At 73.5% G+C, this 14,596-nt stretch carries 6 protein-coding genes; all 6 read right to left on the minus strand.

What is annotated here, in order from left to right:
* Window positions 1-8: 8 nt before the first annotated feature.
* The 6 genes from OG738_RS03995 to OG738_RS04020 all read right to left on the minus strand — a co-directional run bounded on the left by OG738_RS03995 (window position 9) and on the right by OG738_RS04020 (window position 14,526).
* Entirely contained in the window at window positions 9-4,724 is a 4,716-nt protein-coding gene (locus OG738_RS03995; RefSeq protein ID WP_442875927.1) for a type I polyketide synthase, read from the minus strand.
* Window positions 4,709-9,904, minus strand: a complete 5,196-nt coding sequence (locus tag OG738_RS04000; protein WP_442875862.1) for an SDR family NAD(P)-dependent oxidoreductase — start codon at window positions 9,902-9,904, stop codon at window positions 4,709-4,711. The genes OG738_RS03995 and OG738_RS04000 overlap by 16 nt, the downstream gene beginning before the upstream one ends.
* Window positions 9,905-10,020: 116 nt before the next feature.
* Complete coding sequence (locus tag OG738_RS04005; protein ID WP_329051309.1) at window positions 10,021-10,863, minus strand: nucleotide disphospho-sugar-binding domain-containing protein; 843 nt, start codon at window positions 10,861-10,863, stop codon at window positions 10,021-10,023.
* 98 nt (window positions 10,864-10,961) lie between these two features.
* Window positions 10,962-13,517, minus strand: a complete 2,556-nt coding sequence (locus OG738_RS04010) for an ABC transporter permease (RefSeq protein ID WP_329051310.1) — start codon at window positions 13,515-13,517, stop codon at window positions 10,962-10,964.
* Window positions 13,514-14,272 (minus strand): ABC transporter ATP-binding protein, encoded by a 759-nt coding sequence (locus OG738_RS04015; protein WP_329051311.1) that lies wholly within the window; start codon window positions 14,270-14,272, stop codon window positions 13,514-13,516. Before OG738_RS04015 ends, OG738_RS04010 begins: the two co-directional genes overlap by 4 nt.
* A gap of 5 nt (window positions 14,273-14,277) precedes the next feature.
* Window positions 14,278-14,526, minus strand: a complete 249-nt coding sequence (locus OG738_RS04020; RefSeq protein ID WP_329051312.1) for a hypothetical protein — start codon at window positions 14,524-14,526, stop codon at window positions 14,278-14,280.
* Window positions 14,527-14,596 lie beyond the last annotated feature (70 nt).

The following is a 14,596-nucleotide window of genomic DNA, read 5'->3' on the forward strand; positions in this document are numbered from 1 at the left end:
GATACCTCTCAGGCGCCGAGCTCGTTGTCGATGAGGGCGAACAGCTCATCCGTGGTCGCGGTCTCCAGCACGTCGGTGGCCTTCGTGCCGGACAGGGTCTTGTGCAGGGTGGTGACCATCGCCTGCAACCGGGCGACGATCCGGGACCGGTCGATCTCGGCGGCGTCCAAAGTGGACGCGACGGCCTCCAGCCGGTCCAGTTCCGCTTCCAGCGGGACCGCGGCCTCGCCACCGAGCCGCGTCCACAGGTGCTCGGCGAGCGCCTGCGGGTTGACGTGGTCGAACGCGACGGTCGCCGGGAGCTTCAAGCCGGTGGCGGCGCCGAGCCGGTTGCGCAGGTCGACCGCGGTCACCGAGTCGAAGCCCAGCTCCTTGAACGCGCGGGCCGGGTCGACCGCCGAGCCACCGTCGTAGCCGGCGACCACGGCGACCTGGCCGCGGACCAGCTCCAGCAGCGTCCGCTGCTGCTCGGCGGGGGTGAGCGCGGCCAGCTTCGCCTTCAGGTCGCCGTTGTCCGCCGGGGTTTCGGTCTTGTCCTCGGCGACCTCGGGCAGCGCGCGCAGCAGTGGCCGCGGGCGGGCGAGCTGGTACACCGGGGCGAACGCGGCCCAGTCGATGTCCGCGACGACCAGGTGGGTTTCGTCGTGGTCGAGGGCCTGGCCCAGTGCTTGGACAGCGAGTTCCGGCGCCATCTCGGCGAGGCCCATGCGGCGCAGCAGGCCGGACGCCTCGGCGTCGACCATGCCCCCGCCGCCCCAGGAGCCCCAGGCGATCGCGGTCGCGGCGCGGCCCGCGGCACGACGGCGGCGGGCGAGCGCGTCGAGGTAGGCGTTGCCCGCGGCGTAGGCGGGCTGGCCGGAGGTGCCCCACACGGCGGCGCCGGAGGACATCAGCACGAACGCGTCCAGCTCGGTGTCGCCGAGCAGCTCGTCGAGCAGCGCCGCCCCGGTGACCTTGGCTCGGGTGGCCGCGGCGAACTCCGCTGGGGTGACGTCGGCCAGGGGCGACTCGGCGGTGAGCACGCCGGCGGCGTGCACCACGGCGGTCGGCGGGTACTCCTCCAGCAGCGCCCGCAGCTGCTGCTCGTCGGAAACGTCGCAGGCCACCACGGTCACGCCCAGTTCGTCGACCAGCTCACGCGCGCCTTCGGCGTCGAGCCCGCGACGGCTGGTGAGCACGATGTGCTCGGCGCCGCGGCCGGCCAGCCAGCGGGCGACGTGCGCGCCGACCGCGCCGGTGCCGCCGGTGACCAGGACCGTGCCCCGCGGCCGCCACTCCTCCGCGGTGCCCTTCAGCGGGGCGCGGACCATGCGCCGGGCGAACACCCCGGACGACCGGATCGCGACCTGGTCCTCTCCGTCCACACCGGACACGATCGCGGCCAGGCGGGGCGCGTCGGCGGGGCCGTCGACGTCGACCAGGCCACCCCAGGTGGCGGGCAGGTCGAGCGCGGCGACCGTGCCGAGGCCCCACACCGCCGCGGCGGCCGGGTCGGCGTCGGAGAAGGCGTCCACCGCGACGGCGCCGCGGGTGACGACCCAGGTGGGCGCGTCGACGCCGGTGTCGCGCAGGGCCTGCAGCAGCGCGATCGTGGCGGCGACGGCGGTGCTGAGCGCGGGGTGTTCCGGGTGCTCGCGGGTGTCCAGGGCGAGCAGCGACAGCACGCCGTCGAACGGCCGCAGCGCCGTGGCTTCGGTGAGCAGCCCGGTCAGGGCTTCGCGGTCGGCCGTGGCGATGACGCGCACGACGTCGCCCTGCTCGGCGAGCGCGTCGGCCAGCTCGGCCGCCGCGGGGACGTCCGCGGGCACGACGACCAGCCAGGTGCCGGTCAGCCCGCCGGTGACGCTCACCGGCGCCCAGGAGACGCGGTAGCGCCAGGACTCCACAGTGGACAGCTCGGTGCGGCGGCCGTGCCAGGTGGCCAGGGCCGGGACGACCTCGGCCAGCGGGGCGGCTTCGACGCCGAGCCGGGCGGCCAGAGCGTCGACGTCGCCGCTCGTGACGTCCTGCCAGAAGTCCTGGTCGGCACCATGGACGGGCACCGGCGCGGCTTCCTCCTCGAGCCAGAAGCGCTTGTGCTGGAACGGGTAGGTCGGCAGGTCGGTGATCCGGCCGCCGGGCACCAGCGACGCCCAGTCCGCCGCGCCACCGCGGACCGAGTGCTCGGCCAGCGAGGTCGCGAACCGCGTGAGGCTGCCTTCGTCGCGGCGCAGGGTGCCGGTGACGGACCCGTGGTGCCCGCCTTCGTCGAGCGTTTCCTGGATGCTCATCGCGAGCACCGGATGCGGGCTGACCTCGACGAACCGCGTGTATCCCGCGTCGGCGAGCTTCGCCACCACCGGCGCGAACCGGACCGTGGTGCGCAGATTGGTGAACCAGTACTCGGCGTCCATAGTGGACCCTGGTTCTCCGGTCACCGTGGAGGTCATCGCGACGCTCCCCGCGCCGGGCGTGATCGGACCGAGGTCGGCCAGCAGGCGGTCGGCGAGGTGTTCGACGTGCGCGGAGTGCGACGCGTAGTCCACCGGCACGCGCTTGGCGCGGAACCCCTCGGCGACGAGCTGGTCACGCAGCTGGTCGAGGGCGTCGCCGTCGCCGGACAGCACCGCCGACGTGGCGCCGTTGTCGGCGGCCAGGGAGATCCGGCCGTCCCAGGCGTCGAGCCGCGTCAGCAGCTCGGCGGCGGGCAGCCCGGCGGCCAGCATGCCGCCGCCACGGCCGCCGAGGACGTCCCCGATCGCCTTGCTCCGCAACGCGACCACGCGTGCACCGTCCCGAAGGGACAGTGCACCGGAGACGGTCGCGGCGGCGATCTCGCCTTGCGAGTGCCCGATCACCATGTCCGGCTCGACGCCGTGCGCGCGCCACAGCGCGGCCAGCGAGACCATCACCGCCCACAGCATCGGCTGGACGACGTCCACGCGGTCCGCGGGTGGCGTGCCGGGCTCACCGTGCAGGACCGCGAGCACCGACCAGTCCGTGAACTCGTGCAAGGCGGCGTCACACTCGGCCATCCGCGCGGCGAACGCCGGCGACTGCCGGATCAGGTCGATCGCCATGCCGGTCCATTGGGAGCCCTGGCCGGGGAAGACGAACACGGTCTTGCCGCGGACGTCCGCGGTCCCGGTGACGACGTCCGGTCGCGAACCGCCCACGGCCAGCGCCTCCAAGGCCTGTCGGGCGTCCGTTGATACCACCACGGCGCGATGGTCGAGCTTCGCGCGTCCGGTGGCCAAGGTGTAGGCCACATCGGCAAGGTCACCGTCCACTCGGGACGCCAGCCGGGCGGCCGCCTCGGCCAGCGCGGCGGGGGTCTTGGCCGACAGGACCAGCGGCGTGACCGCGGGCTTGGGCGGCTCGACGGCGTCGGTTTCGGGCGCCTGCTCCAGGATGACGTGCGCGTTGGTGCCGCTCACGCCGAACGACGAGACCGCCGCGCGGCGCGACCGGTTCACCTCGGGCCAGTCGCGCGGCTCGGTGAGCAGCTCGACGGCGCCGGCCGTCCAGTCGACGTGCGTCGACGGCGTGCCGACGTGCAGCGTGCGCGGCGCCTTGCCGTGGCGCAGTGCCTGGATCACCTTGATGACCCCGGCGACGCCGGCCGCGGCCTGCGGGTGCCCCATGTTGGACTTGATCGAGCCGAGCAGCAGCGGTGCGCCGGTGGCGCGCTGGCCGTAGGTCTCCATCAGCGACTGCGCTTCGATCGGGTCGCCGAGCGCGGTGCCGGTACCGTGCGCCTCGACGAGGTCCACATCGGACCGCGACAGCCCGGCGTCGGCCAGCGCGGCCTCGATCACCCGGACCTGCGACGGGCCGTTGGGCGCGGAAAAGCCGTTGCTGGCACCGTCCTGGTTGACCGCCGAGCCGCGCAGCAACGCGAGGACGCGGTGCCCGTTGCGGCGCGCGTCGGAAAGCTTCTCCAGGACGAGGACGCCGACGCCCTCGGCCCACGACGTCCCGTCGGCATCGTCCGAAAACGACCTGCTGCGCCCGTCCGCGGCGAGCCCGCGACGGCCGCTGAAGTCGACGAACATCTCCGGCGTGCCCATGACGGCGACCCCGCCGGCCAGCGCGAGGGTGCAGTCGCCGTCCCGCAGTCCCTGCGCGGCCATGTGCAGCGCGACCAGCGACGAGGAGCACGCGGTGTCCACCGACACGGACGGGCCTTCGAGGCCGAGGGTGTAGGAGACCTGCCCGGAGACGAGGCTGCCGTCGGGGCTGCCGCCGCTGTAGTCGTGGTACATCACGCCCGCGTAGACGCCGGTCGGGCTGCCCTTGAGCGCGTGCGGGTCGAGCCCGGCGCGTTCGAAGGCCTCCCACGAGGCTTCGAGGAGGATCCGCTGCTGCGGGTCGGCGCGGCGGGCGTCACGCGGGCTGATGCCGAAGAACTCGGCGTCGAAGTCCGGGGCGTCGTAGAGGAAGCCGCCGTGGCGCGTGTAGGTCTTGCCGGGCCGGTCGGGGATCGGGTCGTAGATGCCCTCGACGTCCCAGCCGCGGTCGGCGGGGAACTCCCCGATGACGTCGCGGCCCTGGTCGACCAGGTCCCACAGGTCCTCCGGCGTGCGGACGTCCCCCGGGTAGCGGCAGCTCATGCCGATGACGGCGATGGGTTCGGCGTGCTGGGCCTCCAGCTCCTGCACGCGACGCCGGGCCGCCTGCAGATCCGCCGTCGCGCGCTTCAGGTAGTCGCGGAGCTTGTCCTCGTTGCTCATGAGATACCCAATTCCTCGTCCAGCACGGCAAAGAGCTCGTCGTCGGTGGCTTCGTCCAGGTCGGCTGCTTCGGGCCCGCCGGTGTTCGCCTCGGTCCACTTGCGGGACAGCGCCTCGAGGCGGGCCGTGACCTTCGCCGTCGAGCCGTTGAGCGATCCCGCGCCGGCCAGGAGGGCTTCGAGGCGGTCGATCTCGGCGAGCAGCGAGTCGGCCGCGCCGCGGGCCGGGCCCAGCAGGGCGTGCAGCCTCTTGGCCAACGCCGCCGGGGTCGGGTGGTCGAACACGATCGTCGCCGTCAGCTTCAGTCCGGTCAGGGCGCCGAGCTGGTTGCGCAGCTCCACCGACGTCAGCGAGTCGAAGCCCATCTCCTGGAACGCCCGCTCCGGCTCGACGAACCCGAGCCCCAGGACGGCCTTGACCTGCGCGGACACCACCTCCAGCAGGTACGCCTCGCGCTCGGACTCCGGGAGCGTCGCGAGCCGGGCCGTGACAGCGCCGTCGGCCTTCGCCGCCGCGCGGCGGGGGGCTGCCGGGCGGACCATGCCACGCAGGACCGGGGGCAGCGAGTCCGCGCGGGACCGCAATGCCGCGACGTCCAGCTTCACCGGCGCGAGGACGGCGTCCTCGGCGACCAGGCACGCGTCGAACAGCGCGAGGGCGTCGGCGGTGGCCATCGGCGGGGTGCCGAGGCGACGCAGCCTGCGGAAGTCGGCCTCGCCGAGTTCGCCGGCCATGCCGCCGTCCTCGGCCCAGGCACCCCAGTCCAGTGCCGTCGCCGGCAGGCCCTGCGCGTGACGGTGGCGGGCGAGTTCGTCGAGGAACGCGTTGGCCGCGGCGTACCCCGCCTGCCCGGCGGCCAGCACCGTGCTCGCGGCCGAGGAGAACAGGATGAACGCGTCGAGGTTTCCGGTGCACTCGTGGAGGTTCCAGGCGCCGTCGACCTTCGGGGCGAAGACGCGGTCGAGTTCCTCGTCGGTGAGGTTTTCGATGCGGCCCGCGGCCGGGACGCCCGCCGCGTGCACCACCGCGGTCAGCCGAACGCCGTCGACCAGCGCCGCGACGGACGCGCGGTCGGTGACGTCGCAGCTCGCGATGGTGACCTCGGCGCCAAGACCCGTGAGTTCGTCGCGCAGCTCGGCCGCACCGGGTGCGTCCATGCCGCGACGACTGGTCAGCAGCAGGTGCCGGACGCCGTGGTTCGTCACCAGGTGCTTCGCGACGACGGCACCGAGGCCGCCCGTGCCGCCGGTGATCAGGACCGTGCCGTCGAGGTTCCAGCCCAGCTCGCCGGCCGGCGCGGCCGCGACCAGGCGGGGCACCAGGACCCGGCCGTCGCGGACGGCCACCTCGGGTTCACCGGAGGCCAGCGCGGCTTCGACGTCGTCGCCGTCGATCAGCACGAACCGGCCCGGGTGCTCGGCTTCGGCCGCCCGCACCAGGCCCCACACCGTGGCGAGGGCCGGGTCGACGTCCTCGCCGTCGACGGACACCGCGCCGCGCGTGACGACGGCCAAGCGCGTTTCGGCGTCCAGCTCCCGGATCGCGGTGAGCACCTGCCGGGCGGCCGCGCGAGCCCGCTCCGGCACTGGTCCGTCCAAAGTGGACACTTTGAGCACCCGTGCAGTGCCCGGTGCGCCTCCGACGGCCAGCTCCCAGGCCATGCGGAAGAGCGAGTTCGGGGCCGGCTTGGCGAGGGAGATCGCCCGTGCCGCCAGCGAACCGACCGACAGCACCGGCATCCCGGTCGAGTCGGCGATCCGCAGCGTGATGGCCTCCGGGCCGGTCGGCGCCACGTGGACGCGCAGGGCGCCGGCGCCCGCGGCGTGCCACGTCGTGCCGCTGAACGAGAACGGCAGCATCGGCGCCGCTTCCCCGGCTTCGGGTGCCGGGCCGAGCAGCTGGGCGTGCATCGCGGCGTCGAACAGCGCCGGGTGCAGGCCGTACTCACGAGCGCCGTCCGAGAGGACGACCTCCGCGTAGACTTCGTCGTCGTCCGTCCACATCGCACGCAGGCCCTGGAACGCCGGGCCGTAGTCGTAGCCGAGGTCCGCGAGCCGGGCGTACGGGTCGGTGAGCGGGACCTCGGTCGCACCCGCGGGCGGCCATTCGGTGAGGTCGAACGCGGGCGCGTCGGCACCGGTCGTGAGGAAGCCCTCGGCGTGCCGGATCCAGGCGTCGTCACCGTCCCGTCGCGAGTGGACGGTCAGGCGCCGTCGGCCGGCTTCCTCGGCTTCCACGGTCACCTGGACGGCCGCGCCCGAGGTCAGCGCCAGCGGGGCCTGCAGGGTGAGTTCTTCGATGCCGGTACAGCCGACCTCGTCGGCGGCGGCGCGGGCCAGTTCGACGAACGCCGTGCCGGGCAGCAGGATCGTGCCGAGGACGACGTGGTCGGCGATCCAGGGCACGGTGTCCGCCGACAGCCGTCCGGTCAGCACGACCGTGTCCGACTCGGGCACCCGGACGACCGCGCTGAGCATCGGGTGCGCGGCGGGCTGCTGGCCGTGGTCGGTGGCGTCGCCGGTCGCGGTGGTGGCCGGGAGCCAGTAGCGGGTGCGGCGGAAGGCGTAGGTCGGCACCTCGACGCGGCGGGCACCGGCGTAGAACGCCGGCCAGTCCACCGGAATCCCGCGGGCGTGCAGGGTGGCGACCGCGGTGACGACGGCGTGGGCCTCGTCGCGGTCCTTGCGCAGAGCCGGGACGAAGGCGAGCGCCTCGTCGTCCAGGGCGGTGCTCGCGGCGGCAGTCAGCACCGGGGCGGGACCGATCTCGACGAACGTCCGGACGCCGTCGGCGGCGAGGGCGCGCACGCCGTCGTCGAACCGGACGGTCGCGCGGACCTGCTCCACCCAGTACTCCGGCGTGGTCAGGTCGGCGTCGGCGGAGACCGTGGAGACGATCGGGATCGACGGCTTCGCGTAGCCGAGCTTCGCCGCCACGGCCGCGAATTCGACCAGCATCGGCTCCATCAGCGGTGAGTGGAACGCGTGCGAAACACGCAGCTCCTTGGGCCGTTCGAAGGGCGCGACGACGGCGGCGACCTCGTCCGCGGCACCCGAGACGACCAGGGAACGGGGGCCGTTGACCGCGGCGATGCTCACCCCGGCCGTCAGCAGCGGGGTCACCTCGGCCTCGGTGGCCGCGATCGCGACCATCGCGCCGCCCGCGGGCAGGGCCTGCATGAGCCGGGCGCGGGCGGCGACGAGCGTGCAGGCGTCGTCGAGCGAGAGGATCCCGGCGACGTGCGCGGCGGCCAGCTCGCCGATCGAGTGGCCGAGCAGGTGGTCGGGCTGCACGCCCCACGATTCCAGGAGCCGGTAGAGCGCGACCTCGAACGCGAACAGCGCGGGCTGCGTGAACCCGGTCTGCTGCAGGGCTTCCGCGTCGTCGAAGACGGAACGGGCCAAGTCCAGGCGGGCGCACACCGCGTCGAGTGCTCCGGCGAACACCGGGTACTTCGCGGCGAGGACCGTGCCCATTCCGGCGCGCTGCGCGCCCTGACCGGTGAAGAGGAAGGCCGTCCGGCCGGTGCCGCGGCGGCCGCGGACGACGTTCGGCGCGGGTTCACCGGCGGCCAGCGCGCTCAGCCCGGCTCGCAGCTCGGCGGGCTCGGAGCCGACGACGACGGCGCGGTGGTCGAGCGCCGAACGCGTCGTGGCCAGCGAGAACCCGATGTCGGCCAGGTCTCCGGCGTGGTCCACGAGCTGCCGCGCCTGAGCGGCGACGGCATCGGCAGAGTCCGCCGACACCGGCCACGCGACCACGGGAACTTCGGCCGCGGCTGGCTCCTCGGGCGCGGGTTCGGCCTGCTCGATGACGACGTGGGCGTTGGTGCCGCTGATCCCGAACGACGACACCGCGCCCCGGCGAGGCCGCTCGACCGCGGGCCAGGCGCGGGACTCGGTGAGCAGCTCCACCGCGCCGGCCGACCAGTCGACGTGCGGCGACGGCGCGTCCACGTGCAGGGTCTTCGGCAGGACGCCGTGCCGGATGGCCTGGACGACCTTGATCACGCCGCCGACCCCGGCGGCCGCCTGGGTGTGGCCGATGTTGGACTTGAGCGAGCCGAGCCACAACGGCCGCTCGCGGTCTTGGCCGTAGGTGGCCAGCAGGGCCTGCGCTTCGATCGGGTCGCCGAGCTTGGTGCCGGTGCCGTGGCCTTCGACCAGATCGACGTCCGATGTGGACAGTCCAGCGGTGGCGAGGGCCTGGCGGATCACGCGTTGCTGCGCCGGTCCGTTGGGGACGGTCAAGCCACTGGACGCGCCGTCGGAGTTGACCGCGCTGCCGCGCACGACGGCGAGGACGTCGTGGCCCAGGCGCTGGGCGTCGGAGAGACGCTCGACGACGAGCACACCGACGCCCTCGCCCCAGCCCGTGCCGTCGGCACCGGCGGCGAAGGCCTTGCAGCGGCCGTCGTCGGACAGGCCGCCCTGCTCGGTGAAGTAGACGAACGTCTCGGGCGTGGCCATCACCGTGACGCCGCCGACGAGGGCCAGCGAGCAGTCGCCGCGGCGCAGTGCCTGCGTGGCCCAGTGCAGGGCGACCAGGGACGACGAGCAGGCGGTGTCGACCGACACCGCGGGGCCTTCCAGCCCGAGCGCGTAGGCGACGCGGCCGGAGACGACGCTGCCGGCGGCCGCGTGGCCGAGGTAGTCGTGGTACATCACGCCGGCGAAGACGCCGGTGCTGCTGCCGCGCAGGGTGTCCGGGACGATGCCCGCACGCTCCAGCGCGGTCCAGGACGTCTCGAGCAGCAGCCGCTGCTGGGCGTCCATCGTGAGCGCCTCGCGGGGCGAGATCCCGAAGAACTCGGGGTCGAACTCGGCGGCGTCGCGCAGGAAGCCGCCTTCGCGCGTGTTCGTGGTGCCGGGCCGTTCGCCCGCGGGGTCGTAGAGGCGGTCGAGGGGCCAGCCGCGGTCGGCCGGGAACGCGCCGATGCCGTCGGTCCCGGTGGCGACCAGCTCCCAGAGGTCCTCCGGGCTCGAGACCCCACCGGGATAGCGGCAGTCCATGCCGACGATCGCGATGGGCTCGGTGTCACGCCGCCGGACCTCCTGCAGGGCGCCCTTGGCCTCGCGCAGGTCGGCGGTCGCGCGCTTGAGGTAGTCGAGCAGCTTCCGCTCGTTTTCGGCGCTCACGCCATTACCCCCTGGGAAACGGCCAGAAGAACGGTACTCACGTAATCGACCCACCTAACCGCGAAAAAGAGTGGAAGGTGCCACGCCGAAAACGCTACCGACGGCCGTGGGGCCGCCCCACCCCTAACGGCCCCACAATCAGCGGCTCAGGGAGCCGACCGGGTCTGCCGCTACCCGAGCGAGGCGACCACTTCGCGCGGCGCGGGCAGGGCGGCGATTTCGTCCCGAAGCGCGTTCGCCGCAGTACTCAGCGAAGCCAGCTCGGGAATGTGCTCAGCAGCACCCACATACCCGGCTCCGGCCGCGGCGATCCGCGCACCGATCGCCGTCTCCGTCAGGGAAAGCTGGGGCACGCCCTGCGTCACCGCCGCGAGCGCGAGGGACGCGTCTCCGTCGTGGACGACCGCCGCGCACGTCGGCAGGAGCGCCGCCGGAGGTGCCGCGTCGACCAGGCGGACGTTCGGCGGCATCGACACCCCGGCCGGGATCCGCGACGAGTCCGTCGCCCACACCGCCTCGGCGTCGACACCGGCGACGGCGTCGAACACCGGACCGGCGAGCGTCGCGTCCGTGAGCGACAGCAGCACGCGGCTGCGCCTTGCCTTGCGCCGCAACCACTCCGGCACCACGACCGGACCGAAGTAGGGCACGTGCCGGACCGGGCGCGCGTCGGAAGCGTCGCGCAGCGACGGCGGTACCGTGTCGAACGTCGTCTGGGCCTCGGACGGGCCAGGCTCGTCGAGCGGGCCCAGCAGCCGGATCGCGACGGCGTCGCCGACCGGCGTCCCCGCGGCCGACACCACGACGTCGGGTCGCCACAGCTTCGCGAACTCCACCAGCGCTTCGGGTTCGGCGAGGTCGACGGCGACGCACCCGGTGCGGAGGATCTCGTCGACGAACGATGCCTCTCCGGCGATCTTCACGTCGTGACCCGCCGTGCGCAGCGCCCACGCGAACGGCACCAGGTTGTGCAGCCGCGCGGGCGACGGCGCGGCGGCCAGGAGTACGCGCATGGGATCCACTCCAGAAAAGGGAAACCGGGCCGGCCCGGTGCGGATGGTCGTTTTCGACACTATCCGCACCGGGCCGGCCCGCTAACCCCTACAAATCGCTACTGCCCCGGCAGCGTCACCGCTTCGATCGGGCTGCGCCGCATCGCCAGCCGCGCGGAAAGCGCGGTGACCGGCCAGACGATCAGGAACACCGCCGCGATGACCGCGAGGAACACCCACAGCGGGCCGATCGGCACGATGGTGCCGGATGAAATCGCCATCGGAATGACGGTGAACAGCGAAATCCCCGTCCCGAGCACCAGGCCAAGCACGGCCAGGATGCCGCCCTCGATCATCAGCATCGAGCGGACCTGCCCGCGCCGCGCCCCCGCGAGCCGCTGCACGCCGAACTCGCGACGCCGTGAAAGCACCGCCACGGCCAGGGTGTTCACCGCCGCGATCGCCGCGTACGCGATGGCGAGCACGGCCAGCAGGAAGTGGATCATCGCCTCGATGTCGGCACTGGCGGCGAAGCTCTCGGTCACCGCGTCGGAATCTCCGACCGTGGCGCCCGGCCAGTCCGCCGTCGCCGCGGTGACCGCCGAGACGACTGCCGCTGCATCCTGGCCGTCCGCCGCGCGGACCAGCAGCCTGCTCGCCACACCGGACGTCGTGTGCGGAGCGAGCAGCGCGGCCGGCAGCACGATGCTGGGGTAACCCGACGGGCTGTCCAGCAACGCGACGATCTTCACCTTGGCCTGCGCCCCGTCGCCGAGCCGCATGGTGATCTGGTCGCCGAGCTTCAGGTCGAGGTCGTCCGCGACGCCTTCGGGCAGCGCCACCGTTTCGCCGGTGAGGTCCGCCAGCGAACCGGACGTCACCGGCGTCGCCAGCACGCCGTTCGCGTCCCGGACGTCGAGGCCGAGCAGCCGGCCCGGGTCGCTGCCGTTGCCGTCGTAGGGCTCTTCGATCCAGCCCTGGCTGGTCACCAGCGGCGACACCGACCCGACGCCCGGCGCCTGCCGGACGGCGTCGGCCAGCGCGGGCGAGACCGCGCCCGTGCCACTGGTCACCACCGCGTCGGCTCGCAGCTGGTCGGCGTAGGCGCCGATGATGGCGTGCTGCTGCGTGGTTTCGGCGTAGACGTTCCCGAGCGCGACGGCGGTGGCCAGCGTGATCGGCGTCAGCACCGCGGCGAACGCCACGGCGCGGGTGCGCGAGTTGATCACCGCGAGCACCGCGTCCCGGCCGCCGATCCGCCGGATCAGCGGGCCGAAGCGGGTGGCGACGAACGCCATCAGCTCCGGGCCGATCAGCGCGACGGCGATCGAGCCGGTGAGCACGGCCGGACCGCAGACGGCGGACGCGATGTCCACCGGCATGAACAGGGTCGCGACAGCCAGCAGCGCGGTGACCCCGGCGAACACCTTCGCGCCGAAGCGGCGGACGTCGTTCACCTTCGCGGGCGGGATGGACGCCTCGGCGAGCGCCTGCAGCGGCCGGGCCCGCGCCGCGGGCAACGCGGCGAACCACGCGGCGGCGAACGAGATACCGAGCGAGAGCACGAGGCCGCCGCCGAAGCCGATGATGCCCTGCTGGAACTCCAGCTGGGGCGGGAGCATGCCGTTGCCCGTGGTGAAGCTGAAGATCTCCGTGCCGACGAAGCGGCCGCCGGCCAGCCCGGCGAGCGCGCCCAGCGCCGCCACGACCATCGTCTCGGCGAGCACCATGCGGTGCACCTGACGCGGCGTCGCGCCGGTGGCCCGCAGCAGCGCGAGCTCCTGCTGCCGCTGGCGCACGGTGAGGCTGATCGTGGCCGACACCACCAGCGCCATGACCACCAGGACCATGCCGCCGAAGACGCCGGCGAGCAGGATCAGCGGCAGCTGGGCGCCGTCGATGCCGGGGAACTCGGCGGACCCGCGGTCCGCGCCGGTCAGCACGTTCAGCCCGGGCACCTTCTCGGCGATCCGGGCGGCGAGCTCACCGGCGTCGACGCCGTCCGCGGGGAAGATCCCGGCCAGGTCGACCGTGCCGGGGTGCACCGAGAACTGCTGGGCGTCGGCGGGCGAGAAGAACAGGGCGGGTCCGGTCGTGTCCGCGTGCGCGACGCCGACGACCGCGAAGTCCCGCGGCTGCGCGCCGTTCACGGCGATGGCGATCTGGCCGCCGGTGCGGACCCCGGCGCTCGCGGCCGAAGCTTCGTCGAGCACGACCTGGCCCGTGGCGCGCGGCTGCACACCGTCCACAAGGGAGTAAGGCGCGAGCGCGGCCGAGTCCCACCCGTGCCCGGCGAGCGGGGTGTCGGCGCTCTGCGGCCCGGACGGGGTGACGACGACCGCGGCGAACGTGGTGTCCGGCACGACCTGCCGCACGCCCGGCACGGACGCGAGCTGGGCCAGCTGCCCGGCCGGGATGCCCGAGCGCTCGCCGTAGGGAACGACCTGCGACTCCTCGTCCGGCAGCTTGAACCCGGCCGAGCCGGTCACCACGACCGGCGCGGCCGCCAGCCGCTGCGGCTGGGCGTCGAGCGACAGTGCGGTTTCGAACAGGCCACCGCACGCGATCAGCAGCGAGCAGCCGACCAGGACCGCGACGAACGTCGCCAGCGAGGCGGCCGCGCGGAACCGCAGGCTGGCCAGCGCCATCCGCAGGACCACCCGCCGCGGGCTCACTGCCGCCCCCTCGCCTGCTTGGCCCGGGCACCGAGGCGCGCCAGCTCCGCGGCGACCATCTCGACGGCCGGCGTGGCCATCTTCGTCACGATCTGCCCGTCCACCAGGAAGAGCACCTCGTCGGCGAACGACGCGGCGACCGGGTCGTGGGTGACCATGACGATCGTCTGGCCGGCGTCGGCGAGCTCGCGCAGCAACCCGAGCACCTCGAGCGCGGTGGACGTGTCCAGCGCGCCGGTCGGCTCGTCGGCGAAGGTGACCGCCGAGCGGCCGGCGAGCGCGCGGGCGATCGCCACGCGCTGCTGCTGACCGCCGGACAGCTCGCCGGGACGGTGCCGGACCCGCTGCGACAGGCCGACGCGCTCGACGACCTGGGCGATCCACGCCCGGTCCGGTTCCTTGCCCGCCAGCAGCATCGGGAGCGTGATGTTCTCCTCGACGTTCAGCGCGGGCATCAGGTTGAACGACTGGAACACGAACGCCACGTGCTCGCGGCGCAGTTCGGTCAGCTGGGTTTCGTTGCGGCCCTTGAGGTCGACGCCGACGAGCGTGACCCTGCCTTCGTCGGGCCGGTCGAGGCCGGCGGCGCAGTGCAGCAGCGTGCTCTTGCCGGACCCCGACGGCCCCATCACCGCGGTGAAGCTGCCGGCGGGGAAGTCCACGCTGACCCCGGCGAGCGCGACCACGCCGCTCTCGCCGCGCCCGTACGTCTTCTTCACCGAGTCCAGCCGGACGGGCGACCCGGTGGTCGTCATGGTCGTCATCCCCGCGCGATCCGTTCGGTCGAGCGGTTGCGAGTCGCGTAGTACCAGGGCACCACGATGAGCGCACCGCCGATCAGCGGCCAGATCCAGAACGGCGAATGCAGGCTGAGCGTCGCGAAGCACATGATCAGCCAGACCAGCAGGTTGATGCCGGTCGCGGCGAGCCACACGATCGCGATCACTTTGAGGGCCGTGCGGCCGCCGGCCGTGGAACCATCTGTCGTCTCGGCCATCTCGGCCCCCATCTCAGGTACGGACGAATTGTGTATGGATTACACAGTTTAGCCTAGTGAGGTCTCCAGGGGAACCCGGACC

The sequence above is a fragment of the Amycolatopsis sp. NBC_01488 genome (assembly GCF_036227105.1).
GTDB lineage: Bacteria > Actinomycetota > Actinomycetes > Mycobacteriales > Pseudonocardiaceae > Amycolatopsis.

Excerpts from the sequence above, each read along its gene's own strand:
- OG738_RS04020 (WP_329051312.1), bottom strand. The coding sequence starts at position 14,526 with ATGGGGGCCGAGATGGCCGAGACGACAGATGGTTCCACGGCCGGCGGC.
- OG738_RS04015 (WP_329051311.1), bottom strand. The coding sequence starts at position 14,272 with ATGACGACCACCGGGTCGCCCGTCCGGCTGGACTCGGTGAAGAAGACG.
- OG738_RS04005 (WP_329051309.1), bottom strand. The coding sequence starts at position 10,863 with ATGCGCGTACTCCTGGCCGCCGCGCCGTCGCCCGCGCGGCTGCACAAC.